The following is a 25,548-nucleotide window of genomic DNA, read 5'->3' as shown; positions in this document are numbered from 1 at the left end:
TGCCTACAAAGTATTTAGCACAATCGCTGCTAGGCTTTGATTTACGACAAAGGAGAACGTTATGTCTGACCATCACACCTACAAGAAAGTTGAACTGGTAGGCTCGTCCCCGAGCAGCATAGAAGACGCCATCAGTAATGCACTGGCCGAAGCCAACAAAAGCATCAAGCACATGGAATGGTTTGAGGTGGTCGACACCCGTGGCCACATCAAGGACGGCAAGGTGGCGCACTATCAGGTGACGCTCAAAGTCGGCTTCCGGATTGCCAGCAGTTGATTTGAGGCAAGGCTTTTGCCCCGTGGACTGGCCGTTTGCCATAAAGTCCGCTACACAGTCTGGGTGCAATGCGGCATGTGCGCATTGCACCCTTTTTGTTTTGACCGGGGAATGTGACCGATGAAAAAGCTTTTATTGGCTGTAGGTTTGCTGAGTCTGGCAGGAACGGCGTTCGCAGCGGGCAAGCCGTGCGAAGAATTGAAAAGCGAAATTGCGGCGAAGATTGAAGCCAATGGCGCCACGCATTATTCGCTGACCGCTGTGGACAAGGGCGCTGAGGCTGACGGCAAGGTAGTGGGTACCTGCGAAGGCGGGACCAAGGAAATCGTCTACAAGCGCGGGTAATTGGCTGTGATGTAATTCTTGTGGGAGCGAGCTTGCTCGCGATTCAGGCGGCGCGGTGTTTCAGTTGCGCCGCGTCGATGCCATCGCGAGCAAGTCGAGTCGTCGCACCGCCGCTCCCACATTTGTCTGTATCAGTGTTGTTTCATCACCTGCGACAGCAATTCATACGAGTGAATGCGGTCTGCATGCTCATACAAATCACAGGTGAAGATCAGTTCGTCCGCCTGGGTTTGCTCAATCAATACATCCAGTTTGGCGCGGATCTTCTGCGGGCTGCCGACCATGGCCAGGCCCAGGAAGCTCATCACCGCTTCTTTTTCGTGTGGCAGCCACAGGCCGTCCATCGTCTCCACCGGTGGGCGCTGCACCAGGCTTTGCCCGCGCATCAGCGCCAGAATTCGCTGCTGCACCGAGGTTGCCAGATATTCGGCCTGCTCATCGGTATCCGCCGCAACCAGCGGGATGCCTAGCATCACGTAGGGTTTGTCGAGGGTCGCTGAAGGCTTGAAGTGATTGCGGTAGACGCGAATCGCTTCATGCATCAAACGCGGTGCGAAATGCGAGGCAAAGGCGTAAGGCAAACCCAGCTCACCGGCCAGTTGCGCACTGAACAGGCTCGAACCCAGTAGCCAGACAGGGACATGGGTGCCCGTGCCCGGCATGGCGATGATCCGTTGATCCGGGGTGCGCGGGCCCAGGTAACGCATCAGCTCGGCGACATCCTGCGGGAAGTCGTCGGCGCTGCCCGAGCGCTCGCGGCGCAGGGCGCGGGCGGTCATCTGGTCGGAGCCCGGCGCACGGCCAAGACCCAGATCAATACGTCCCGGGTACAGGCTCTCGAGGGTGCCGAACTGCTCGGCGATCACCAGCGGTGCATGGTTGGGCAGCATCACCCCGCCCGAACCCACACGAATGGTCGAGGTGCCACCGGCCAGATAGCCGATCAACACCGAGGTCGCCGAACTGGCGATACCGTCCATATTGTGGTGTTCCGCTACCCAGAAACGGTTGTAGCCGAACTTTTCCACGTGCTGTGCCAGATCCAGCGAATTGCGCAACGACTGGGCTGCGCTGCCATTTTCGCGCACAGGTACCAGATCGAGGGTCGAGAATTTGATGTCAGACAGTCGTTTCATCAGCCGGCTACTCCAGGTGGGATGCAGGTCAAGGTGCTCGCAAAACCTGCCAGTGCTTACAGCAATATGGGCATATACCCGAGTTTCAATGGCAGACCGGGAATTGAGCTACTAAAAAAGACGATTGGTCCGATAGGGTGAACTTTGTAGAGCCGACTACCCTCACACATTCAGTCAGGGCGTGAAGTCTTCGCGCCGTTCTTCAGGAGGCACGCATGAGTATCAAAAAGAAAGCATCGGCTCATTGGGCAGGCGACCTTAAAACCGGCATCGGCTCCATCTCCACTGAAACCGGGGTACTGCGCGAAGCGCCGTATGGCTTCAAGGCGAGGTTCGAAGGCGGCAAGGGCACCAACCCCGAAGAGCTGATTGGCGCAGCCCATGCCGGTTGCTTCTCGATGGCCTTGTCGATGATTCTCGGTGATGCCGGCCTCAAGGCTGACAGTATCGACACCACCGCTGAAGTAACCCTGGATCAGGTGGATGGCGGCTTTGCCATTACGGCCGTGCATCTGGTGCTCAAGGCCAAGGTGCCCGGTGCAACCCAGGCGCAATTCGATGAACTGACCACCAAAGCCAAAGAAGGCTGCCCGGTGTCCAAGGTGCTGAACGCCAAAATCACCCTCGACGCTACGCTGGTGAGCTGACCACCTCCCTGTACCCCGTTTGCCACAAGCGGGGTACAGTGATGCCCGGCTGCGACAGATCAGTCTTGTGCTGCGCCAAATGTGATCGAATGATCGCCGCTCGCGTCAGATCATGACTTTGCGTTCTGCCTCAAGGGAGTCTCACCATGAAACGTTTTGCTTTAGCTGTAGTTTGCTGTGCCATGGCCACCTCGGCTCTGGCGGAACCCAAGCCGTGCGAAGAACTGAAAGCCGAAATCGAAGCCAAGATCCAGGCCAACAATGTGTCGTCGTACACACTCGAAATCGTGAGCAATGAAGAAGTTCATGACGAGAGCATGGTGGTGGGTTCGTGCGAGTACGGCACCAAGAAAATCATCTACCAGAACAACGACCGCCAGCCATCACGGTAAGCAGTTGACCAGCCTTTCCTCTGCCACCACCTTGCCCGATGCGTCGTACAGCCGGGCGTAGGCGTTGAAGCCCAGCGATCGGGCTTGCAGCCGATAACGCTGGCCTGCCTGAAAGTTATCGTAGTCAACGGTGACGTAGCACAGGCGTTCCTGCGGATCGCTAAACATGCCCATGCCGCCGACAAACACCTCGAAATCAAAGCGCACCATCAACTCATGGCTGCCCGGCGTGACTTGAAAATAGCGCCCGTCGGTCATGCGCTTGTTGTCCAGGCGCTCGGCCATGACCAGTTTGCCGGTTTGAGTTTCAAGGGCGACCCAGGCCATTTTCGGGTCCTGCTGGGGTAATGGCGTGCTGGCACAAGCGGTCAGCAGGCCGGCGGTCAGCAACAGCAAAAACGTGCGCATGGTGATTTCCACAGGGGTGTGAAGCACTAGCATAGCGTCTGTAGCTACTTTGTTACGCAGCTACACAAATCCGCGTAGCAGCTGCCGAGGAACGAAGGCTGCGTTCGAGGCGTAGCCTCGTAAGTCCGGTAAACGCAGTAGTTCTGAATTACCGTATTGAATATTTTTACGACTGCTGCGCAGCCGGACGCAGCCTCGTTCCTTCGGCAGCTGCCACATGGGGTAATCTTGCTCCACTCGCCCATCGGGATTGCTCTATGACGCCGCGTTTTCGCTGCCTGCTCGCCATTGCCCTGATACCGCTGCTCAATGGCTGTTCCAGTGCTGCGTATTACGCCCAATTGGCCGACGGCCAATGGCAATTGCTCAAGGCTCGCGAGCCGGTGGCCAAGGTAATTGCCGATCCGCAGCAGCCCACTGCCCTGCGTCAGCATCTGGCCAATGCCCAGGCTGCCCGCACCTTTGCCAGCGAGCATCTGCACCTGCCGGACAACCAGAGCTATCGCCTGTACGCAGACCTCAAGCGGCCCTATGTGGTGTGGAATGTATTTGCCACCCCGGAATTCTCGGTCAGCCCCGTGACCCATTGCTTTCCTGTAGCCGGGTGCGTGGCCTACCGGGGCTATTACTCCCAGGGCGCGGCTCGAGGTGAAGCAGCCCTGCAGCGCCAGCAAGGAAAGGACGTTTTTGTCAGCGGGGTCGAGGCTTATTCAACGCTGGGCTGGTTTGATGACCCGATCCTGAGCAGCATGCTCACCTGGGGTGACGAGCGCCTTGCTACCCTGATTTTTCACGAACTGGCCCATCAGCGTGTTTATGTGAGGAACGACACCGAGTTCAATGAATCGTTTGCCAGCTTTGTCGAGCGCGAGGGCACCCGCCAATGGCGTGACCACCAAGGGTTGCCGCCCTCAGGCCGCGAAGGCGTGCAGCAGCGCGAGCAATTTATCGAACTGGTACTCCATACCCGCAAACGCCTGCAAGCGCTCTACGAACAGCCGTTGCCTGCCGACCAGATGCGGCAGCGCAAAGAACAGGAATTTGAGCGAATGCGCAGCCAGTACCGTCAGCTACGTGCTCAGCAATGGGCAGGCAATAACCGCTTTGACGGGTGGATTAATGCGCCGATGAACAACGCCAAGCTGCTGCCCTTCGGTCTGTATGACCAGTGGGTACCCGCCTTTGCCGCGCTGTTTGAATCCGTTGGCGGCGACTGGCCGACGTTTTACCTTGCGGTTGAACAGTTGGGCAAACTGCCCCGCGAGCAGCGCAAGGCTGCCCTGGAACGATGGGCGTCGGCTAAGCGGACTTGAGCCAGCCCCTGATTGCGCAGGCGGCAAACGGGCTGGTGCTGCAGGCACCGCTGCTCAGGGCTTCACGCAACTTGGGAATATCGGCCTTCAGCATGTACTTCGCGCCATCCTTGTGGTGTGAGTTTTCGCCAAAGCCTCCTTGGGTCATTTCATTCAGGGCGTCTTCTTTGCTCCAGTCCTGCACCACCACGCGGTACATCGCCGCCATCAGCCCCGTACGGTCCGAGCCGTGTTTGCAGTGCATCAATACCGGACCTTTGCTTTGTGCCGTTTGAATGGCGCGCAGTGTGGCCAGCACATCGGCGTCGTCCACATGATTGGTGCGGTAAGGCAACTGGATCTGGGCAACGCCCGGGGTTTTGAGCCAGATGTCATCGCCTTGCGGTAAAAAGTTGATCACGGTGGTGATCTGCAGCTTTTCCAGCAACGGCTGCGCGGCACTGTCCGGCAAGGCACTGCGGTACAGGGTCGGGGACATTTGATGCAGGTTGTACTGCGTCGCAACGGGTTGAGCCCATTGGGTGGGGCGAGCCGGGGTTGTTTCGTCGGCCTGGGCCTGGGGCAGTGCAACAGTTGTCAGTAATGTCAGGCACAGGGCAGGGAAAAACCGGGCTTTTGGCATGTCTGTTTGACCACTTCAGCAGGGATTATCAGGAGGTGGCGGCAGATTGAGTGATTTGTGATCAAAACCCTGTGAGGCATTTGTAAAAATTTCGTGAAGGCGCAGAGGGCAGGTGCGGCAAAATTACGCATGAAACGATTCACCTGGGCGCGCGGCCTGTTAGTATTTGTAACCAAATTTTGCATGCGTGCTCTTTTTCCTTCGGTCGACTTCGACCCGTATCGCTGCCAAAACGAAAAGCTGCCCATGAGCGCAATGTTGTTCACTTAAGCGATTTCTAACTCTGTGGGAGCGGGCTTGCTCGCGATGGTCGTAAACGATGACGCGTATTTACTGAGTAAATGCGTCGCTCTGAAGACCATCGCGGGCAAGCCCGCTCCCACAATTGAGTAGCATTGCTCTTAAGTGAACAGCATTGGCCCATGAGCGGCTGTAATCCGTGACTGCCTGATGAGGTGCCCCCCGCATGTCTGAGCAAGACAACCCCCGGCGTGAGTTTTTGCGCAAAACCCTGACCTTGATTCCAGTGGTCACCGTCGCCAGCACCGGCCTGGGTGGCACTGTGATGATGGCCACGCCTGCGGCTGCCGCGCCGGAACCTGCCAAGCGCACGCCGACTCCCGCCACGGTGTATGAACCCACCTACTTCACGGCTGAAGAGTGGGCGTTTGTAAACGCCGCCGTTGCGCGCCTGATCCCGGCCGACGAACAAGGCCCCGGCGCTCTGGAAGCTGGCGTGCCGGAATATATCGACCGGCAGATGAACACCCCCTACGCCAGCGGCGCGCTGTGGTTTATGCAAGGTCCGTTCAATGCCGACGCAGCGCCGGAAATGGGCTGGCAGAGCAAGCTGGTGCCAAAACAGATCTATCGTCTGGGCATCGCTGCCACGGAGGAGCTCTGCAAAAAGACCTATAACTCAACATTTGCTGGGCTAGACAGCGCTACCCGAGACGAAGTGCTCAAACAACTGGAAGCGGGCACGCCTAAATTCGAGAGTGTCCCGGCCAAGATGTTTTTCAGCTTTTTGCTGCAAAACACCAAGGAAGGCTTCTTTTGCGACCCGATCCACGGTGGCAACAAAGGCATGGTCGGCTGGACCATGATCGGCTTCCCCGGCGCCCGCGCCGATTTTATGGATTGGGTTGAACGCAACGAGCAGTACCCCTTCCCGGCAGTTTCTATCCGCGGCGAGAGGGCTTGAGCATGTCGACCGTTATGAAAAAAGTTGATGCAGTAATCGTCGGTTTCGGCTGGACCGGCGCGATCATGGCCAAAGAGCTGACAGAAGCGGGCCTGAATGTGGTGGCCCTTGAACGTGGCCCCATGCAGGACACCTACCCGGACGGTAACTATCCCCAGGTGATCGACGAACTGACCTACAGCGTGCGCAAAAAGCTGTTTCAGGACGTCTCCAAAGAAACCGTCACCATTCGCCATAGCATCAAGGATGTGGCTCTGCCGAACCGTCAGTTGGGCGTGTTCTTGCCGGGCAACGGAGTCGGTGGCGCGGGCTTGCACTGGTCGGGCGTGCATTTTCGGGTCGACCCGATGGAACTGCGCATGCGCAGCCATTACGAAGAGCGCTACGGCAAAAACTTTATCCCCGAGGGCATGACCATTCAGGACTTCGGCGTCAGCTACGAAGAGCTGGAGCCATTCTTCGATTACGCCGAAAAAGTCTTCGGCACGTCGGGGCAAGCCTGGACCGTAAATGGCAAGCTGGTAGGCGAAGGCAAGGGCGGCAACCCCTATGCACCGGATCGCTCCGATAACTTCCCGCTGGTGTCCCAGAAGAACACCTACTCCGCACAGCTGTTTCAGAAAGCGGCCAATGATGTGGGCTATAAGCCCTACAACCTGCCATCGGCCAATACCTCGGGGCCTTACACCAACCCCTACGGCGCGCAGATGGGGCCGTGCAACTTCTGCGGTTTCTGCAGCGGTTATGTCTGCTACATGTATTCCAAGGCATCGCCAAACGTCAACATCCTGCCAGCGCTCAAGCCGCTGCCCAACTTTGAGCTGCGCCCTGACGCCCATGTAATCCGGGTCAACCTGGACAGCAGCAAAAGCAAGGCCACCGGCGTGACCTACATCGATGCACTGGGCCGCGAAATCGAGCAACCGGCCGATCTGGTGATCCTGGGCGCGTTCCAACTGCATAACGTGCGCTTGATGCTGTTGTCGGGGATTGGCAAGCCCTACGACCCGGTTACCAACGAAGGCGTGGTGGGCCGTAACTTCGCCTATCAGAACATGGGCACCATCAAGGCTTACTTCGATAAAGACGTGCACACCAACAATTTTATCGGCGCGGGCGGCAATGGCGTGGCGATTGACGATTTCAACGCGGACAACTTCGACCACGGGCCGCACGGCTTTGTCGGCGGTTCGCCGATGTGGGTCAACCAGGCAGGCAGCCGACCGATTGCCGGTACCTCGAATCCGCCGGGCACTCCGGCCTGGGGCAGTGCCTGGAAGCGTGCCACCGCCGATTACTACACCCACCAGGTGTCGATGGACTCCCACGGTGCGCATCAGTCCTACCGTTGCAACTACCTCGATCTGGACCCGGTGTATCGCGATGCCTACGGCCAGCCATTGCTGCGCATGACGTTCGACTGGCAAGAAAACGACATCAAAATGAACCGTTTCATGATGGAGAAAATGGGCAAGATCGCTGACGCGATGAACCCCAAAGCCATTGCCCGCATCGGCAAGCAAGTGGGCGATCACTTCAACACGGCCTCCTACCAGACCACTCACCTCAACGGTGGCGCGATCATGGGCACCAACCCGAAAACCAGTGCCCTCAACCGCTACCTGCAGAGCTGGGACGTGCACAACGTGTTTGTACCGGGCGCATCGGCCTTCCCACAAGGTTTGGGATACAACCCCACAGGTCTGGTGGCTGCGTTGACCTACTGGTCGGCCCGGGCGATCCGCGAGCAGTACCTGAAAAACCCCGGCCCACTGGTTCAGGCATAAGGAGTGATGACCATGAAAGCATTTGTTATCGCTACTTTGACCCTGTTTACCAGCTTCGCTGCGGTGGCCGCAGACAGCGACCCGCAGGCACAGGTCAAGCAAGGTGAATACCTGGCTCGCGCCGGTGACTGCGTGGCGTGCCACACCGCCAAGGACGGCAAGCCGTTCGCTGGTGGCCTGGCAATGGAAACTCCGATCGGTACTATTTACTCGACCAATATCACCCCAGGTAAAGGCGGCATTGGTAGCTACAGCTTTGAAGACTTCGACAAGGCTGTGCGCCACGGCGTTACGCAAAACGGCAGCACCCTGTATCCGGCCATGCCCTACCCGTCCTATGCACGGGTTAACCAGGACGATATGCAGGCGTTGTATGCCTACTTTATGAAAGGTGTGGAGCCCGTCGAGCAGGCGAATCAGGAGGCTGATATTCCGTGGCCGCTGAGCATGCGCTGGCCGTTGGCAATCTGGCGCTGGCTGTTTGCCCCGGCGGTTGCAGACTTCAAGCCGCAAGCCGGTCAGGATGCGGTGGTCAGCCGTGGAGCGTATTTGGTCGAAGGTCTTGGCCACTGCGGCGCGTGCCACACGCCACGGGCCCTGACCATGCAAGAGAAGGCCCTGAGTGCCAGCGACAGCCCGGCGTTTCTGTCAGGCAGCGCACCGCTGGAAGGCTGGATTGCGAAGAACCTGCGTGGCGACCACAAGGACGGCCTGGGCAGTTGGAGCGAAGAGCAACTGGTGCAGTTCCTCAAGACCGGGCGCAGTGATCGCAGTGCGGTGTTTGGCGGCATGAGCGATGTGGTCGTACACAGCATGCAGTACATGTCCGAGTCTGATCTGACTGCTATCGCACGCTACTTGAAGTCTTTGCCTGCAGTCGATGCTGCAGATGCCCCGCATCAGTACGACCCGGCAGTGGCTGATGCCCTGTGGAACGGTGATGACAGCAAGCGCGGGGCGGCGGTGTATATCGACAACTGCGCGGCCTGCCATCGTACTGACGGTCACGGCTATACCCGGGTGTTCCCGGCCTTGGCGGGTAACCCGGTGCTGCAGTCGGCCGACCCGACGTCGCTGATTCATATCGTGCTCAAGGGCGGGACGTTGCCTGCGACGCATACGGCGCCATCGACCTTCACCATGCCGGCTTTTGACTGGCGCTTGTCAGATCAGGAAGTGGCTGATGTGGTCAATTTCATCCGCACCAGTTGGGGCAACCAGGCGAGTGAAGTGAAGGCCGGTGATGTGAAGGGTTTGCGCACGGAGTAAGTGTCGCGCTGGCCCTGCCCCTCACCCCAGCCCTCTCCCCAAGGAGAGGGAGCCGATCGCACGCGGCCTTCAGAGCACCATAAAACCAGTCCCCTCTCCCTCAGGGAGAGGGTTAGGTTCAGGGCGTTTTTGTATCCCCGCCAAACCACTTCTGTGACAACGCCTCCAGTCGCCCATCGGCCTTGATCCGCTGCAGCGCCTTGTCCAGGCTGGCCTGGAACGCCGGGTTGCCCTTCTGGAAGGGAATCGCCAGCGCCACCTCTTCATCCGAAACCGGCGGCTTTTGCGCCACGGTCACCAGCGGCTGGCGTTCGACAAACTGGCTGCCCTGAGCTACGCCTAAGTACTGACCCTGAAGGGTCGCAAGGGTGTTGGCCGGGCGCGGTTTTTCTTGCCGGGCGATGGTCTGTGCCGAGGTGTGGCTGTAAGGTTCGCTGAAGTCGAAACGTTCCTGCAGTTCGGGGGTCAAAGCGATGTGGTTGATGGCAACATCATATTTTCCGCTCTCAACGCCTGGCAGCAGGTCATCGCTGTCGGTCACCAGAATGGAAGGGTGTACCTCCAGTTCCTTGGCCAGCAGTTCGCCCAGCTCTACGTCAAAACCGGTCAGGCGCCCGTCCTGCTTGAAGCTGAACGGTGGTATGTCGGCCTCCAGGGCAATGCGCAATTCGCCACGGTCGTTTACATCGTCGATCAGTTCGGCTTGAGCAAAAGGGCTCGCCAAAGGCAGTAACAGCATCAGGCCTGGCAGGAAACGCATGGACACTCCTTGGAATTTGTTGCAAGCGATTCGCAACTAGCGTGCGCTTTGCTTTATGTTGGTCAGTTGCGGCGTTGGACAGCAGATTGGATCAAAGTTGTCTCACACTGAAGAATTTTGCAAAAAAACCGGAGAAATAAATGAAAGCTTTACTGTCTCGTGTTGCGTTGGCTTCTGTGTTGATGGGCGCTTCGGTCATGGCCACTGCGGCTGGCCTGGAATCGGAACCGGCACCAAAAGGCGCCAAAGTATTTATCGTCGAGCCTAAAGACGGTGCAACGGTTGATCAAACATTCACCGTCAAATTCGGTATTGAAGGCATGCCTCTGGCACCTATCACCGAAGCGACCCCGCACGCCGGCCACCACCACCTGCTGATCGACGTTGACCAACTGCCAGCCGAGAACGCACCGATCCCTGCCGACGCCAACCATATCCACTTCGGCAAGGCCCAGACCGAAACCCAGGTGACCCTGCCACCAGGCAAGCACACCTTGCAGCTGGTACTGGGCAACCAGGTTCATGTGCCGTTCAAGCCAAGCATTGTGTCGAAGAAAATCACGGTTGATGTGAAATAAGCTTTTTCGACGCATAAAAAAGGGAGACCCGAGGGTCTCCCTTTTTATTGAAGCGCGTTTAGAACAGTACGCGGCAACGGATGGTGCCGTTGATGGTCTGCAGCTTCTCTTGCGCCAGGTCCGAAGACTCGGCGTCGACGTCGATCACTACATAACCCACTTTTTCGTTGGTTTGCAGGAACTGGCCGGAGATGTTGATCCCGTTTTCGGCGAAGATCTTGTTGATCTCGCTCATCACACCCGGAATGTTCTCGTGGATGTGCAACAGGCGGTGCTTGCCAGGGTGAGCCGGCAGGGCCACTTCCGGGAAGTTCACGGACGATACCGAAGTACCGTTGTCGCTGTACTTGACCAGCTTCTCTGCCACTTCCAGGCCGATGTTGGCTTGCGCTTCAGCGGTGGAACCACCGATATGCGGGGTCAGGATCACGTTGTCCAGGCCACGCAGCGGGCTTTCGAACACGTCGTCGTTGGAGCGCGGCTCAACCGGGAACACGTCGATGGCGGCGCCGATCAGGTGCTTGTCCTTGATCGCGTCAGCGAGGGCGTCCAGCTCTACCACGGTGCCACGAGCGGCGTTGATCAGAATCCCGCCTTTCTTGATGGCGCGGATTTCTTTCTCGCCGATCATCCACTGGGTGGCAGCGGTTTCAGGTACGTGCAAGGTCACGATGTCGGACATGCCCAACAGTTCGTGCAGGTTGCCCACCTGGGTCGCGTTGCCCAATGGCAGCTTGGTCACGGTGTCGTAGAAGAACACCTGCATGCCCAGGCCTTCAGCCAGTACCGACAACTGGGTGCCGATCGAACCGTAGCCGACGATACCCAGCTTTTTGCCGCGGATTTCGAAGGAGTTGGCCGCGCTTTTGATCCAGCCACCACGGTGGCAGGAAGCGTTTTTCTCAGGGATGCCACGCAACAACAGGATCGCTTCAGCCAGCACCAACTCGGCCACCGAACGGGTGTTGGAGTAAGGAGCGTTGAAAACAGCGATACCGCGTTCGCGAGCAGCGTTGAGGTCGACCTGGTTGGTGCCGATGCAGAAACAACCAACAGCGACCAATTTCTTGGCGCAGTCGAACACTTCTTCGGTCAGCTGGGTACGAGAACGGATGCCGATAAAGTGGGCATCAGCGATCTTTTCCTTCAGCTGGGCTTCAGGCAAGGAACTGGTGATGTACTCGATGCTGGTGTAACCGGCAGATTTGAGCACTTCAACAGCGGATTGGTGGACGCCTTCCAAAAGAAGGAACTTGATCTTGCTCTTATCGAGAGAAGTCTTGCTCATCTGCGTAAACCTGTGTCCCAGAGAAAAAATGGCAGGGAATGGACAGCGAGAGCTGACCTGGCCGGCGTGAAGACCGGCACCGAGAATCGTCCTGTGGCTCGATTCTGCGGGGGGGTCGTATGCTAGCATAAGCGCCCCGCTAAACACCCATTCCTGCGACGTGAAGCGTTCTCAGGATGACCATGAATTGTTCGAGAGTTCTGTTGATGACCCATCCTGCCTTGATTGATGAGCTAAAGACCCTGGTAGAGCCTGGCAAGGTCCTGACCGACGCCGACTCCCTCAATGCTTACGGCAAGGACTGGACCAAGCATTTTGCCCCGGCCCCGCTGGCCATTGTGTTCCCCAAGACCACCGAACAGGTGCAGGCCATCGTGCTGTGGGCCAACGCCCATAACGTCGCGCTGGTGCCGTCGGGCGGCCGTACCGGTTTGTCCGCCGCTGCCGTGGCCGCCAATGGCGAAGTGGTTGTGTCGTTCGACTACATGAATCAAGTGCTGGACATCAACCTGACCGACCGCACCGTGGTCTGCCAGCCGGGTGTGGTCACCGAGCACCTGCAGAACCTGGCCGAAGAAAACGGCCTGTACTACCCGGTGGACTTCGCTTCCGCTGGTTCCAGCCAGATTGGCGGCAATATCGGTACCAATGCCGGCGGGATCAAGGTGATTCGCTACGGCATGACCCGTAACTGGGTGGCGGGCATGAAGGTGGTGACCGGCAAGGGCGATGTGCTGGAACTGAACAAGGACCTGATCAAGAACGCCACTGGCTACGACATGCGTCAGTTGTTTATCGGCGCCGAAGGCACCCTGGGTTTTGTGGTGGAAGCCACCATGCGCCTGGACCGTTCGCCGAAAAACCTGACGGCGATGGTGCTGGGCACGGCCGATTTCGATTCGATCATGCCGGTGCTGCACGCCTTCCAGAACAAGCTGGACCTGACCGCGTTCGAGTTCTTCTCCGACAAGGCGCTGGCCAAGGTCATGGACCGTGGCGATGTGCCTTCGCCGTTCGAGACCGATTGCCCGTTCTACGCGCTGCTGGAGTTTGAAGCGACCACTGAAGAAGTGGCCAACGCGGCACTGGAAACCTTCGAACATTGTATGGAAGAAGGCTGGGTACTCGACGGTGTGATGAGCCAGAGCGAAACCCAGTTGCAGAACCTGTGGAAACTGCGTGAGTACATCTCCGAGACTATTTCCCACTGGACTCCGTACAAAAACGACATTTCCGTCACTGTGTCGAAAGTTCCGGCATTCTTGAAGGAAATTGACGCGATCGTCGGCGAACACTACCCGGATTTCGAAATTGTCTGGTTCGGCCATATTGGCGACGGCAATCTGCACCTGAACATCCTCAAGCCGGAAAACCTGAGCAAAGACGAGTTCTTCGCCAAATGCGCGACCGTGAACAAGTGGGTATTTGAAACCGTTGAGAAGTACAACGGTTCGATCTCTGCCGAGCACGGCGTGGGCATGACCAAGCGCGATTACCTGACCTACAGCCGCTCGCCGGTCGAGATCGAGTACATGAAAGCGCTCAAGGCCGTGTTTGATCCGAAAGGCATCATGAACCCCGGCAAGATTTTTGCGGTTTAAACGTCATCAGCATCCAACAGCGGAGTCGGTCCATGAGCTATCAGCACCAGTATGTCGACGGTACCCGGATTCACTTTCCCATTGGTAAAGTGGTGTGCATCGGCCGTAACTATGCCGAGCACGCCAAAGAACTCGATAACCCGATCCCGACTGAACCACTGCTTTTCATCAAGCCCGGTAGTTGTGTAGTGCCACTGGAAGGCGGTTTTGCCATTCCGACCGAGCGTGGCTCGGTGCATTACGAAGCCGAAATCTCGGTGCTGATCGGCAAGCCCCTGTCGAACAACCCGAGTCGTGAGGAAGTGCTGGACGCGATTTCCGGTTTTGCTCCCGGGCTGGACCTGACCCTGCGCGACAAGCAGACCGAGCTCAAGAGCAAGGGTTTGCCGTGGGAAATCGCCAAGTCGTTCGATGGTGGCTGTGTACTGGCCCCGTTTGTACAGAGCAGCACCTTTGCTGACCTGGCCGATATCGGCATTCGCCTGACCATCAATGACGAAGTGCGTCAGGACGGCAACAGCGCCCTGATGCTCAACCCGATTGTGCCGATGATCCAGCACATGGCTTCGTGTTTCTCGCTGCAAGCCGGTGACGTGATCATGACCGGCACCCCGGTGGGCGTAGGCCCGCTGAATGTGGGGGATGAGCTGGTACTGGAGTTGACCGGTGTGAGCCGCTTCGAGAGCAGCGTGCGTTAAATCAAAAACCGTAAGCAAGCAGCTGCCTCGTTCCTTCGGCAGCTGCTTGTATCTCGACTACTGCTTGCGCAAACGCCCCAGACGTATCCTGTCTAAAACGCTATTCTGTCGAGGTTTTTCCCTTTACAGAATGTGAACCGCCAAATGCCAGACTGGAACCACTACGTACAGCGCGTCCTTGAATTGATGAAGCGCTATCCAGGGCTGATCGCGGCGTTTGGTTTTTGCTCGGGTGTGGGCAGTTTTATCCTGGTGGACCGTCAGCAAGGCATGGCCCGCTGGATTGCCGTGATCCTGCTGGTGAGCTGGATCTGGCTGATGCTGGAAAACACCTTCACCCAGCTGTTCAGCCGGGTGTTCAAGCGCGAAATTCCTGAACCGCTGCTGCGTTATGCAACCCAGATGATCCATCAGGAGAGTTTCTTTTTCGTTCTGCCGTTTTTCTTTATCACCACTACCTGGAACAGCGGTCAGCTTGTGTTTACCGGGCTTCTGGGGATGTGTGCGCTGATCGCCATCATCGACCCGCTGTACTACAAATGGTTGGCACCCCGGCGCTGGCTGTTTCTGGCATTGCACACCCTCGCTCTGTTTGCGGCGATGCTGACGGCACTGCCGATCATCCTCAACCTGACCACCTCCGAGAGCTACAAGCTGGCGCTGGGCACCGCCATGCTGCTTTCCATCCCCAGCCTGGCCGTGAGCCTGCCGCTGAAAACCTGGCGCGGCTGGCTGGTGTTGCCTCTGATTGTCCTGACCCTGGGCGGCACCGGCTGGCTGCTACGCTCCTGGGTGCCACCGGCTACGCTGTGGATGACAGAAGTGGCTGTCACCACCCAGCTGCAGGACCGGACGCCGGGTGAGAGCATCAAGCACATCAGCGTTAGCGAACTGCGTAGCCGTGGGCTGTACGCCTATACCTCGATCAACGCCCCGCGAGGCTTGAACGAGCGGATTTACCATGTGTGGCAACTCAACGGCCAGGAAGTCGACCGCATTGCCCTAGATATTCATGGCGGGCGCAAAGAGGGTTATCGTGCCTGGACCCACAAGCAGAACTTTCCGCCCGATCCGGTGGGCCGCTGGCAAGTCCGGGTATTGACCGAAGATGGCCAGTTGATCGGGGTTTTGCGCTTTCGGGTTAACCTGGATCAATCTGCGCCTGCTGTTGTTAAGGCAAACTGAAACACTTTTGCAGGATTGTGCTATTACATAAGGTCTGCGTTTAAACGTACTGAGCTGGGAGCTTAAGACTATTACGGCCATGGCGGGCAATGCCCAACTAGACACTTCCAGTAATCCGGCGCGGCTGTTGATCAGCGGCGACTGGACGCTTGCCCATTACACCCTTCTCAAACAGCAGATCGAGCAACTGGTCGGCAAATATGACGCCCAGACCGCCATCAACCTGGACGATGTGTCCAGCATCGATACGGCCGGGGCTTCACTGCTGGTGGAACTGCTGGGTGCCGAGCGCGTCAGCCAGCTGACCGACACCGCGCAAAAACTCCCCGCCGCCGACCGTGCCTTGCTACAAACGGTCTACTCCTCGATGCGCGATTTCTGTGTGCCGGTCAAAGCCGAAGAACAGAACATCGGCATCCTGCTGCTCAGCCGCATCGGCAGTGCGGTCTACAAACTGTGGCAAGACACCCTGCAACTGCTGGGCTTTATCGGGCTGATTCTGCAGACCCTGGCGCGCAACCTGTTGCGCCCCAAGCAATGGCGCATCACCCCGGTGGTGGCGCATATCGAGCAGATCGGCCTCAACGCCGCGCCGATCGTGGTGTTGCTGACCTTTATGGTGGGCGCCGTCGTGGCGTTTCTCGGGGCCACGGTGTTGGCCAACTTTGGTGCGGGAATCTTTACCGTCGACCTGGTGGCGTTTTCCTTCCTGCGTGAATTCGGTGTGTTGCTGACCGCGATCCTCCTGGCGGGTCGCACTGCCAGTGCCTTTACGGCGCAAATCGGCTCCATGAAAGCCAACGAAGAGATCGATGCGATCCGCACCCTGGGCCTCGACCCCATGGACCTGCTGGTGCTGCCACGGGTCCTGGCCTTGTTGATATCCCTGCCGCTGCTGACATTCATGGCCATGATGGCGGGCATCCTCGGCGGCGCTGTGGTGTGCGTAGTGTCGCTGGGCATTTCGCCGGACATGTTTATTTCCCTGCTGCACTCCGACATTGGCGTACAGCACTTTTTGGTGGGCATGGTCAAAGCGCCATTTTTCGCCTTTCTGATCGCCGCGGTGGGCTGCCTTGAGGGCTTTAAAGTCAGCGGCAGCGCCGAATCGGTCGGCGCCCACACTACGTCCAGCGTGGTGCAATCGATCTTTATCGTGATCGTCCTCGACGCCGTGGCCGCGTTGTTCTTTATGGAGATGGGCTGGTGAGTGGTCCTATGCGCAAGCCCGGCGAGGCGGTGATCGAGGTGCGGGATCTGTGCAACCGCTTTGGTAGCCAGGCCGTGCATGAACACCTCGACCTCGATGTGTACAAGGGTGAGATCCTCGGTGTGGTCGGCGGCTCCGGCACCGGTAAATCCGTGTTGCTGCGCAGTATTGTCGGTCTGCGTCGACCCACTGAAGGGCAAGTACGGGTGTTTGGCCAGGACTTGATGAGCCTGGATGAACACCAGCGTTCAATGGTTGAGCGACGCTTTGGTGTGCTGTTTCAGAAGGGCGCGCTGTTTTCTTCGCTGACGGTAACGGAAAACATCGCCCTGCCCCTGATCGAGCACGCCGGGCTGAGCCGCCCCGATGCCGAGCACCTGGCGCTGGTCAAGCTGGCGCTGGCCGGTCTGCCACTGTCGGCGGCCGACAAGTACCCCTCCTCGCTGTCAGGCGGGATGGTCAAGCGCGCTGCGCTGGCCCGGGCACTGGCGCTGGACCCGGACATCCTGTTTCTCGACGAACCCACCGCCGGGCTCGATCCGATTGGCGCGGCGGCCTTCGACCAACTGATTTTGACCCTGCGCGATGCGCTGGGTTTAAGCGTGTTTCTCGTTACCCACGACCTCGACACGTTGTACACCATCACTGACCGGGTGGCGGTGCTGTCGCAAAAGCGGGTGCTGGTAGCGGCGCCCATCACTGAGGTCGAAGACTACGACGACCCGTGGATTCATGAGTATTTCCATGGCCCCCGTGGCCGCGCCGCATACGAAGCGGCAACCCAGCTTAAGGAGCAATGACATGGAAACCCGTGCCCATCATGTATTGATCGGCCTGTTCAGCGTCCTGGTTGTCGTCGGGGGCATGCTGTTTGGCCTGTGGCTGGCCAAGGCGAGCATGGACAGCACGTTCAAGGATTACGAAGTGGTGTTCAACGAAGCCGTCAGTGGCCTGTCCAAAGGCAGCTCGGTGCAATACAACGGCATCAAGGTCGGTGACGTGATCGAGTTGCGCCTGGACGACAAGGACCCGCGTCGTGTGCTGGCGCGCATTCGCCTGGCTGCCAACACGCCGGTCAAAGTAGACACCAAGGCCAAGCTGGCGCTGACCGGGGTAACCGGTACGTCGATCATCCAGCTCAGTGGCGGCGACCCGAACAGCCCGCCACTCAAGGGCAAGGACGGCAAGTTGCCGGAGATCGTGGCGGCACCTTCGCCGATTGCGCGCCTGCTGACGGATGGCAGCGACGTGATTTCCAACGTCAATATGCTGCTGCACAACGCCAACGCGTTGTTCTCGGAAGATAACGTTAACCGTGTCAGCAAGACCCTGGATAACCTTGAGCAAACCACCACGGCCATTGCCGGTCAGCGTGGTGATATCAGCCAGACCCTGAAACAGCTGGCTCTGGTCGGCAAACAGGCCAGCGTTACGCTTGAGCAAACCAACGTGCTGATGCGCAACGCCAACGGCCTGCTGAGCACCGAGGGCAAGCAGATGTTCAACAGTGCCGAGCAGGCCATGAACTCGTTGCAGCAGAGCACGGCCACCATCAACAAGCTGATCAACAACAATGAGGAATCGCTTAACAGCGGCCTGCAGGGGCTGAATCAACTCGGCCCTGCGGTCAACGAGCTGCGCGAAACCCTCGGCACATTGCGCTCGATCTCGCGGCGCCTGGAATCCAACCCAAGCGGTTACTTGCTGGGCCGCGAGCAGAACAAGGAATTCACCCCATGAAGCGCACCTATCGCCTGGCCGGTTCCCTCGTCATTGCGGCCAGCTTGAGCCTGCTTAGCGCCTGCTCGATCCTGCCCAAGCCCGAGATCGTCGACGTGTACCGGTTGCCGGCTGCGCAAGCACCCGTGACCGCCAGCCAGAGTGCGCCAGTGAAGTGGTCGTTGCGTCTGGAAAAGCCAATGACCACTGGCGCGCTGAACACCCAGAACATCGTGGTGGTGCCTGAGGGCAACCTGATCAGCAACTACAAGGGTGCCCGCTGGAGCGATACAGCCCCGGTGCTGCTGCGCAACCGTCTGCTTGAGGCGTTCTTGCAGGATGGGCGGATTCAGGGCTTGAGTACCGATGACAGCAACTTGCAGTCCGACTACGAGCTGGGTGGGGAATTGTTGGCGTTCCAGACGCACTACAACGGTAAAAACCCTGAAGTGCTGATCCAGTACAACGCTCGCCTGGTGCGTAGCAGCGACCAGCGGGTGATGGCTTCCAGACGTTTTGAAGCGCGCCAGCCGTTGAGCAATCCCATGGTGCCGGGTGTGGTTGAGGGCTTCGGCCAGGCCAGTGACGTCCTGATGCCGCAAGTGGTGCAGTGGGTGATGCAGCAGGGGCAGGCGCAGCGTTAAAAGCCAAGAGCCCCTCACCCTAACCCTCTCCCGGAGAGAGAGGGAACTGACCGAGTTGGTACCGGATTCAGCTCCGGTCTTTCAGACTGCAGAGATTCTTAAATATCCCCCAATCGGCTCCCTCTCCCTCCGGGAGAGGGTTGGGGTGAGGGCGCTTCTGCTTTTGCTTTGCCTACACCAACCCCCCATTCGCCCGCAAAACCTGCCCGTTGACCCAACCCGCCGCCGGGCTCACCAGAAACGAGATGATATTGGCGATGTCTTCGGGCTGACCCAGGCGCTCCAGTGGCGGCATCTTGGAGAAGGTCTGGATCTGCTCCTCGGTCTTGCCGTGCAAAAACAGCTCCGTCGCCACCGGCCCAGGGGCTACCGCATTGACCGTGATCTGCCGCCCCCGCAGTTCTTTGGCAAACACCTGGGTCAACGATTCAACTGCCGCTTTACTGGCGATATACACCGCGTAACCCGGCAGGTTCATGCCCACCGTACTGCTCGAAAAATTGACGATACGCCCGCCGCCGTTCAACCGGGTGGCCGCTTCGCGCAGGGTATTGAACGTGCCCTTGGTGTTGATATTGAAGGTCTGCTCGTACAGCTCGTCGCTGTGCTGGGCCAGTGGCAGCACCTTGAGTACCCCTGCATTGTTGATCAACACATCGACCTTGCCCAATTGCCGCTCGGCCTCGTCGAACAGCCGTTTCACATCGGCGGCATTGGCTACATCGGCCTGCACGGCAATCGCTTCATGACCGTCCTCGCGCAGTTGTGCTACCAGCTGCGTGGCTTCGCCAGCGCTGCTGGCGTAGTTGATGACCACGGCAAACCCCTCTGCGGCCAGCTGTTTGGCAATAACGGCACCGATGCCGCGTGAGGCGCCGGTGACGATGGCGACTTTGGGTTGTGAAGAACTCATGACAACACTCCGTATTGGATTAGGCGTGGGGCTAGGTTCACATGTACGTTTAAGCAGATAAAGACCGCTGGTTTGATACCGGAATTCGGATTTTCACAATAATCTTTGTTGTAACAGTGACCTCATGTGGGAGCGGGCTTGCTCGCGATGCAGGCGCCGCTGTGCTTCAGCAACACCGCGCTGATGCCATCGCAGGCAAGCCAGGTCCCACAGGTTTTGCACTGCTCACAAAATTCGGACCTTGCCGGGATCATTATGTGGGAGCGATCAAACATGAGCCGGCGGCGACTCTTTGTTCTCCTTGATCTTGTACGAAGCCACATACAACGCTGGCAGGAACAGTAGCGTGAGCAAGGTAGCCGACAGGATGCCGCCAATCATGGCGTAGGCCATCGGCCCCCAGAATACGTCCCGGGCAATCGGGATCATGCCCAGGCTGGCGGCCGCAGCCGTCAGCAAGATCGGTCGACGCCGGTGCTGGGTGGCCTGCATCACCGCGTGCCACGGGTCGAAACCGTCGCGCTCGTACTGGTCGATCTGGGTCACCAGAATCACCGAGTTGCGCACGATGATGCCGATCAGCGCCAGAATCCCCAGTATCGCCACAAAGCCCATCGGCGTGCCGGTCGGCACCAGTGCCAGCACCACGCCGATCAGCCCCAGCGGCGCAACGCTCACCACCAGGAACATCTTGTGCACGCTTTGCAGCTGGATCATCAGGAACGTTGCCATCAAGAACAGCATCAACGGCACCACCTTGGCGATCGGGCCCTGAGCCTTGGCGCTTTGCTCCACTGTACCGCCGGTCTGCACGTTGTAGCCTTCAGGCAGGCTTGCAGCGAACTTGTCGACTTCAGGCTTGAGTACCTTGACCAGATCGGTCGGCTGCATCGAGCCACGCACCGAGGCCTTGAGGGTCAGCGTGGGGATCCGGTCACGGCTCCAGATCAGCGGTTGCTCCAGCTCGTAGCGCACTGTGGCAAAGGCCAGCAGCGGGATCGAGGTGCCACTGGGGGTGGTGATTTGCAGGTTGAGCAGGGTTTCCGGAGTGCCGCGCTCACTGCTGTTGGCCCGCCCGACGATATTGATCAAGTAGATATTGTCTTTGACCTGGCTGACCGCCGCGCCGCTGACGATGCTGTTCATCACATGGGCCACGTCTTCGGATGACAGGCCGAACTGGCGGGCCTTGTCCTGCGCAATGTCGATGCGCAGAACCTTGCCGGGCTCGTTCCAGTTGAAGATGGTTTCGCCGACATTGGGGTTAGCGTCGAGCACCGAGGCCAGGTCGATCGAGTACTTGCGCACCAGGTCGATATTTTTGCCGCTGACCCGATACTGCAACGGCTGCCCCACCGGCGGCCCAAGCTCCAGGGTATGGACAAAACTGCCGACCCCCACAAACTCTTCGCGCAGGCGCTTGTTGAGGCGTTCGATCAAGGCATCGCGGCTCTCCAGGCCTTTGCTGACGATCACCAGCTGGGCGTAGAAGGGGTTTTGCAGTTGCTGATCCAGCGGCAGGTAGAAACGTATCGCCCCCTCGCCTACATAGGTACTCCAGCGCACGATATCCGCATCGTCCTTGAGCGATGCTTCAAAGCGTTGGGCGACCTTGAGGGTTTCCTGAATCGACGCGTTTTGCGGCAGGTTCAGGTCCACCAGGATTTCGGGGCGATCCGAGGCCGGGAAAAACTGGTTCTGCACCAGGCCCATGCCAAACACTGACAGCACAAACATCAGCACCGTGGCACCAATGGTTGTCCAGCGATGGCGCATGCACCACATCAGGGCCGTGTCGAAGCCTTGGGCCAGGCGACCGGGTTTTTCGGACTTGGGTTTGATCTTGGTGCTGAGGATATGCACGCCCAGCACCGGCGCGAACAACACCGCCACCACCCACGACACCAGCATCGCCACGGCAATCACCGCAAACAGGGTGAAGGTGTACTCCCCTGCGGAGCTGTTGTTCAGCCCGATGGGAACAAAACCGGCCACCGTCACCAGGGTGCCGGTGAGCATCGGGAAGGCCGTGGAGTGGTAGGCGAAGGTGGCCGCCTGCTCCTTGGTTTCCCCAAGTTCCAGCCGCGTGATCATCATCTCCACGGTGATCATCGCATCATCCACCAACAGGCCCAGGGCGATGATCAGCGCGCCTAGGGATACCCGCTGCATGGCAATGCCGGTGAATTCCATAAACACGAACACCAGCGCCAGCACCAGCGGGATCGAGATCGCCACCACCAGACCGGCGCGCAGGCCCAGGCTGATAAAACTCACCGCCAGTACGATTACCACCGCCTCAAACAGCGCGCTGGTAAAGCCGCTGACGGCCTCTTCAACCACTTGCGCCTGGTCGGAGACCATGTGCACGCCCACACCCACCGGCAACTGCGCGGTGAGGTCGTCGATACGTTGCTGCAGCTCTTTACCGAACTCCTGGATATTGCCGCCGTCGATCATGGCAATGGCCAGGCCGATGGCAGGCTTGCCGTTGTAATGGAACATGGGCGCTGCCGGATCAACGTAGCCACGACTGATGTCAGCGATGTCGGCCAGTCGGTAAAAGCGGTCGTTGACCCGCAGGTTCACCGCCTGCAGGTCTTCCACACTGTGGAACTGCCCCGAGGTGCGTACCGACATGCGTTCTGGCCCGGCTTCGATCACCCCGGCCGGGGTTACGGCATTCTGCTCTTGCAGGCTTTCAAGGATCTGCTGCTGATCAAGGCCCAGCGCTGCCAGTTTGCGGGTCGAGAAGTCCAGGTAGAAGGTTTCCTCCTGCTCGCCGATGGTCATTATCTTGCCGCGATTGGGTACATCGCGAATACCTGTGCGCACCTGTTCCACATAGTCGCGCAGCTGGCGCATGGTGAAACCGTCGCCGGTAAAGGCGAAAATGGTGCCGTATACATCACCGAACTCATCGTCGAACCCTGGGCCTTGAATGCCCTGGGGGAAATCGCCGCGAATATCGCCGATTTTCTTGCGCACCTCGTACCAGATCTGGGGGATGGCATCGGCCTTGGTGGTGTCCTTGAGAAACACGAATACCGTGGATTCGCCGGGGCGGGTATAGCTTTGCACGTAGTCGAGGGCATCCAGCTCCTCGAGCTTTTTCTCGATACGGTCAGTGATTTGCAGTCGTGTTTCATCGACCGTGGCACCAGGCCATTTGCTCTGGATTACCATGGTTTTGATGGCGAAAGACGGGTCTTCTGCACGGCCCAGATTGATATAGGAAAAAATCCCGGCAACCACCGCGACAAACATCAGGTACCAGACAAATGACTGATGCTTGAGGGCCCACTCGGACAGGTTGAACTTCCCATTCATTGCGAGCTTTCCTTATCGAGTCTGACTTTCTGTCCGGAGGTAAGGCTGTGCACGCCTGCGCTGACCACCAGGTCGCCGGTTTTAATGCCGCCAGATACCACTACGTTGCGTGCATCACGCCGCAGAACCGTGATGTCCCTCGGGCTGACGGTACTGCTGGTCTTGTCGATGATCCATACGCGGTTCTGCCCGTCGGTTTCCTGCACGGCGGTCAGCGGTAGCTGGAAGTGCTCGGCCGTAGGGCTGCTGACAGTCACGCTGACCGAGCTGCCGAGACGAAAGGCCGCGGGCGTCTGGTCCAGCGTCAGGCGGGTACGGCGAGTGCGGGTGGCACTGTCGGCCTGCGGGGCAATTTCGCGGACATGGGCAAGGGTGCGGATATTCGGATCGAGCTGTCCGGCGACAATGAACTTGATGTCTTTGGGCAGCGCTTCGGCCAGCGGGCCCGGCAGGTCGATCACGGCTTCCTTGATTTCAGGGCGAGCCAGAGTGACCACTTCCTGTCCGACGCTGACCACTTGCCCGGCCTCGGCATGCCATTGGGTGATCACCGCGTCATGGTCGGCGCGCAGGTTGCAGTAGTTGAGCTGGTCCTGGGCCTGGCTGACCGCGGCCCGGGCCTGCTGCATGGAGGCCTGGGTGGTCTTGAGGTCGGCCTGGGCAGTGTCCAGTTGCGCCTGTGCGCCCACACCCCGGTCGAACAGTTCTTGCTGGCGGCGGGCATTGGCCTGCGCGTTGATCAACTGCGCCTGCACCTTGGCCAGATCGCCCTGGGCCGAACGCAGCTGGTTTTGCTGATCGGTAGGGTCGAGGTTGGCGAGAATGTCGCCCTGCTTCACCACTGCCCCGACATCGTAATAACGGCGCACGATGCGCCCCGGTACCCGAAAGCCCAACGTGCTCTCGTAACGCGCTTCGATATTACCGGCAAAGCGCCCCAGGTCTTGCGCCAGTTCAGGTTTGGCCACCACATACAGCGCCGGCCGCACAGGCTCGGGCGGCGGCGGTTCAGAGCAGGCCACCAGCATGGCGGCGGCCAGGGGCATCATCCATAAACGCTTCATAGCTGGACTCCCTCGGCCGGAGCAGTGGCGATTTCAACCTTCATGCCGGGGTGTAGCAACTGTCCGCCTGCGACCACTACCTTTTCTCCATCCTTGAGTCCCTCGCTGACGATCACGCTGCCAGTCAGGTAGCGTCCCACCTTGACCCGTTGCAGGCGTACGTTGCTTTGTTCGTCGGCGATCCACACGGCGGGTTCGCTGATGTCCTTGGTCAGGGCCGACCAAGGCAGTTCAATACTGCGGCTGGGGGGCGGGGTCAGGTTGACGCTGACAATCGAGCCCAGGTCCATGCCCTTGGGCAGTGCATCCAGCTGCACCTTGATTTGCAGCGTGCCGCTTTGCGCCGCCACGGTGGGGGTGATTTCGCGGATCTGGCCATTGACCTTGATTGTCGGATCGCTCAGCAGCGTGACCTGCACGGTAGGGTCTTTGGGCGGTTCGATAAACAGCGATTCATACACGTTAAACACCGCGTCGCGGGCACCGTCGCGGGCCAGGGTGAAAATCGGCATGGTGGCCTGCACCACTTGCCCCACTTCGGCCTGGCGCGCAGTGATGACTCCGGGCGCTTCAGCTTCAAGGTTGCTGTAGCTCAGTTGTTCGCGGGCGTTGGCCAACTGCGCCTGGGCGGCCACCAGAGCACTTTTGGCGCTCAACTGGGCAGCGTTGGCAGCGTCGTATTCGCTTTGGCTGGTATAGCCTTTAGGCAGCAATTTTTGCTGGCGAATAAATGCAGCACGGGTTTGCACCACTTGCGCTTGCTGCGCGTTGACACTGGCCTGGGCGGTTTCGACCTGGATTTTCAGGTCTTTGGGGTCAAGGCGGGCCAGCACTTGATTGGCCTGAATATGGTCACCCACATCGACCTTGCGCTCGATAATCTTGCCGCCCACCCGAAATGACAGCTGAGTTTCGACCCGGGCCTGAATATCGCCGCTGAGCTGGATAGGCGGGGCGAATTCACGCGTGCTCACCTGCTGTATATAGACCCGGGGGGCCAACGGCTCCTTGGGACCCTCTTTGCCGCATGCGGTAAGAAGTGCCAACAGGCTCAAGCCCAAAATGCCCGTGTTCAGTGGACCAGCCATGCAAGCTCCTTTGCGCGATGCTGTTTAACAGTCGAATACGGGTGATAGCGTAGAACAGGGTTTCCAGTCT

General features: G+C 58.8%; 25 protein-coding genes. 16 read left to right on the top strand and 9 right to left on the bottom strand.

Annotated features, from left to right (window positions below; all coding sequences use genetic code 11):
• Positions 1-61: 61 nt before the first annotated feature.
• Both ACZRMH_RS02140 and ACZRMH_RS02135 read left to right on the top strand, forming a co-directional pair.
• On the top strand, positions 62-277 hold the full coding sequence (locus tag ACZRMH_RS02140; RefSeq protein ID WP_464011940.1) for a dodecin: 216 nt from the start codon (positions 62-64) through the stop codon (positions 275-277).
• A gap of 120 nt (positions 278-397) precedes the next feature.
• Positions 398-622, top strand: coding sequence for a DUF1161 domain-containing protein (locus ACZRMH_RS02135; RefSeq protein ID WP_464011939.1), 225 nt, complete (start codon positions 398-400; stop codon positions 620-622).
• 131 nt (positions 623-753) lie between these two features.
• On the opposite strand, the gene ACZRMH_RS02130 is transcribed toward ACZRMH_RS02135, so the two are convergent.
• Positions 754-1,758: an LLM class flavin-dependent oxidoreductase gene (locus ACZRMH_RS02130; protein ID WP_464011938.1), complete on the bottom strand. Its 1,005-nt coding sequence runs from the start codon at positions 1,756-1,758 to the stop codon at positions 754-756.
• A 215-nt stretch (positions 1,759-1,973) separates the two neighbouring features.
• On the opposite strand from ACZRMH_RS02130, the gene ACZRMH_RS02125 reads away from it, so the two are divergent.
• Both ACZRMH_RS02125 and ACZRMH_RS02120 read left to right on the top strand, forming a co-directional pair.
• Positions 1,974-2,405, top strand: a complete 432-nt coding sequence (locus tag ACZRMH_RS02125) for an OsmC family protein (RefSeq protein WP_094999634.1) — start codon at positions 1,974-1,976, stop codon at positions 2,403-2,405.
• A 146-nt stretch (positions 2,406-2,551) separates the two neighbouring features.
• A complete protein-coding gene (locus ACZRMH_RS02120) occupies positions 2,552-2,797 on the top strand; it encodes a DUF1161 domain-containing protein (protein WP_464011937.1) in 246 nt (81 codons plus the stop codon).
• Here the strand turns inward: ACZRMH_RS02120 and ACZRMH_RS02115 are convergent.
• On the bottom strand, positions 2,789-3,205 hold the full coding sequence (locus ACZRMH_RS02115; RefSeq protein WP_464011936.1) for a PA0061/PA0062 family lipoprotein: 417 nt from the start codon (positions 3,203-3,205) through the stop codon (positions 2,789-2,791). The genes ACZRMH_RS02120 and ACZRMH_RS02115 overlap by 9 nt on opposite strands.
• 257 nt (positions 3,206-3,462) lie before the next feature.
• On the opposite strand from ACZRMH_RS02115, the gene ACZRMH_RS02110 reads away from it, so the two are divergent.
• Positions 3,463-4,518: an aminopeptidase gene (locus tag ACZRMH_RS02110; protein ID WP_464011935.1), complete on the top strand. Its 1,056-nt coding sequence runs from the start codon at positions 3,463-3,465 to the stop codon at positions 4,516-4,518.
• On the opposite strand, the gene ACZRMH_RS02105 is transcribed toward ACZRMH_RS02110, so the two are convergent.
• Positions 4,505-5,140: a dual specificity protein phosphatase family protein gene (locus ACZRMH_RS02105; RefSeq protein WP_464011934.1), complete on the bottom strand. Its 636-nt coding sequence runs from the start codon at positions 5,138-5,140 to the stop codon at positions 4,505-4,507. The genes ACZRMH_RS02110 and ACZRMH_RS02105 overlap by 14 nt on opposite strands.
• Positions 5,141-5,606: 466 nt before the next feature.
• Between ACZRMH_RS02105 and ACZRMH_RS02100 the strand changes: the two genes are divergently transcribed.
• The 3 genes from ACZRMH_RS02100 to ACZRMH_RS02090 are packed head-to-tail and all read left to right on the top strand — an operon-like array spanning position 5,607 to position 9,400.
• On the top strand, positions 5,607-6,344 hold the full coding sequence (locus ACZRMH_RS02100; RefSeq protein WP_464011933.1) for a gluconate 2-dehydrogenase subunit 3 family protein: 738 nt from the start codon (positions 5,607-5,609) through the stop codon (positions 6,342-6,344).
• A gap of 2 nt (positions 6,345-6,346) precedes the next feature.
• Entirely contained in the window at positions 6,347-8,131 is a 1,785-nt protein-coding gene (locus tag ACZRMH_RS02095) for a GMC family oxidoreductase (protein ID WP_464011932.1), read from the top strand.
• A gap of 12 nt (positions 8,132-8,143) precedes the next feature.
• Positions 8,144-9,400 (top strand): c-type cytochrome, encoded by a 1,257-nt coding sequence (locus tag ACZRMH_RS02090; RefSeq protein WP_464011931.1) that lies wholly within the window; start codon positions 8,144-8,146, stop codon positions 9,398-9,400.
• Positions 9,401-9,518: 118 nt separating this feature from the next.
• Here ACZRMH_RS02090 and ACZRMH_RS02085 read toward each other — a convergent pair whose 3' ends face one another.
• The gene (locus tag ACZRMH_RS02085; protein WP_464011930.1) at positions 9,519-10,160 is read right to left on the bottom strand and encodes a transporter substrate-binding domain-containing protein; all 642 of its coding nucleotides are present in this window, start codon (positions 10,158-10,160) and stop codon (positions 9,519-9,521) included.
• 140 nt (positions 10,161-10,300) lie between these two features.
• Between ACZRMH_RS02085 and ACZRMH_RS02080 the strand changes: the two genes are divergently transcribed.
• Positions 10,301-10,738, top strand: a complete 438-nt coding sequence (locus tag ACZRMH_RS02080; protein WP_037032682.1) for a DUF4399 domain-containing protein — start codon at positions 10,301-10,303, stop codon at positions 10,736-10,738.
• Between the two features lie 58 nt (positions 10,739-10,796).
• On the opposite strand, the gene serA is transcribed toward ACZRMH_RS02080, so the two are convergent.
• The gene (serA, locus tag ACZRMH_RS02075; protein ID WP_271350796.1) at positions 10,797-12,026 is read right to left on the bottom strand and encodes a phosphoglycerate dehydrogenase; all 1,230 of its coding nucleotides are present in this window, start codon (positions 12,024-12,026) and stop codon (positions 10,797-10,799) included.
• A gap of 206 nt (positions 12,027-12,232) precedes the next feature.
• Here serA and ACZRMH_RS02070 point away from each other — a divergent pair, with 206 nt between their 5' ends.
• The 7 genes from ACZRMH_RS02070 to ACZRMH_RS02040 all read left to right on the top strand — a co-directional run bounded on the left by ACZRMH_RS02070 (position 12,233) and on the right by ACZRMH_RS02040 (position 19,083).
• Positions 12,233-13,627 (top strand): FAD-binding oxidoreductase, encoded by a 1,395-nt coding sequence (locus ACZRMH_RS02070; protein ID WP_464011929.1) that lies wholly within the window; start codon positions 12,233-12,235, stop codon positions 13,625-13,627.
• A gap of 32 nt (positions 13,628-13,659) precedes the next feature.
• The gene (locus tag ACZRMH_RS02065; RefSeq protein ID WP_464011928.1) at positions 13,660-14,325 is read left to right on the top strand and encodes a fumarylacetoacetate hydrolase family protein; all 666 of its coding nucleotides are present in this window, start codon (positions 13,660-13,662) and stop codon (positions 14,323-14,325) included.
• A gap of 144 nt (positions 14,326-14,469) precedes the next feature.
• Positions 14,470-15,510, top strand: coding sequence for a DUF5924 family protein (locus ACZRMH_RS02060; protein WP_464011927.1), 1,041 nt, complete (start codon positions 14,470-14,472; stop codon positions 15,508-15,510).
• A 79-nt stretch (positions 15,511-15,589) separates the two neighbouring features.
• Positions 15,590-16,720 (top strand): MlaE family lipid ABC transporter permease subunit, encoded by a 1,131-nt coding sequence (locus tag ACZRMH_RS02055; protein WP_464011926.1) that lies wholly within the window; start codon positions 15,590-15,592, stop codon positions 16,718-16,720.
• Positions 16,721-16,728: 8 nt separating this feature from the next.
• On the top strand, positions 16,729-17,520 hold the full coding sequence (locus ACZRMH_RS02050) for an ABC transporter ATP-binding protein (protein WP_464011956.1): 792 nt from the start codon (positions 16,729-16,731) through the stop codon (positions 17,518-17,520).
• 1 nt (position 17,521) lies between these two features.
• Positions 17,522-18,460, top strand: coding sequence for an MlaD family protein (locus ACZRMH_RS02045; RefSeq protein WP_464011925.1), 939 nt, complete (start codon positions 17,522-17,524; stop codon positions 18,458-18,460).
• A complete protein-coding gene (locus ACZRMH_RS02040) occupies positions 18,457-19,083 on the top strand; it encodes an ABC-type transport auxiliary lipoprotein family protein (RefSeq protein WP_464011924.1) in 627 nt (208 codons plus the stop codon). The genes ACZRMH_RS02045 and ACZRMH_RS02040 overlap by 4 nt, the downstream gene beginning before the upstream one ends.
• A gap of 172 nt (positions 19,084-19,255) precedes the next feature.
• On the opposite strand, the gene ACZRMH_RS02035 is transcribed toward ACZRMH_RS02040, so the two are convergent.
• The 4 genes from ACZRMH_RS02035 to ACZRMH_RS02020 form a co-directional block, all read right to left on the bottom strand.
• The gene (locus ACZRMH_RS02035) at positions 19,256-19,996 is read right to left on the bottom strand and encodes an SDR family oxidoreductase (RefSeq protein ID WP_464011923.1); all 741 of its coding nucleotides are present in this window, start codon (positions 19,994-19,996) and stop codon (positions 19,256-19,258) included.
• 267 nt (positions 19,997-20,263) lie between these two features.
• Positions 20,264-23,326, bottom strand: coding sequence for an efflux RND transporter permease subunit (locus ACZRMH_RS02030; RefSeq protein WP_464011922.1), 3,063 nt, complete (start codon positions 23,324-23,326; stop codon positions 20,264-20,266).
• On the bottom strand, positions 23,323-24,390 hold the full coding sequence (locus tag ACZRMH_RS02025; protein ID WP_464011921.1) for an efflux RND transporter periplasmic adaptor subunit: 1,068 nt from the start codon (positions 24,388-24,390) through the stop codon (positions 23,323-23,325). The genes ACZRMH_RS02030 and ACZRMH_RS02025 overlap by 4 nt, the downstream gene beginning before the upstream one ends.
• Positions 24,387-25,478: an efflux RND transporter periplasmic adaptor subunit gene (locus ACZRMH_RS02020; RefSeq protein WP_464011920.1), complete on the bottom strand. Its 1,092-nt coding sequence runs from the start codon at positions 25,476-25,478 to the stop codon at positions 24,387-24,389. Before ACZRMH_RS02020 ends, ACZRMH_RS02025 begins: the two co-directional genes overlap by 4 nt.
• Positions 25,479-25,548: the final 70 nt, after the last annotated feature.

This window comes from Pseudomonas sp. B414 (genome assembly GCF_055408445.1).
The sequence above is the reverse complement of the archived record's forward strand: the minus strand, read 5'-3'. Positions and strand labels throughout refer to the sequence as shown.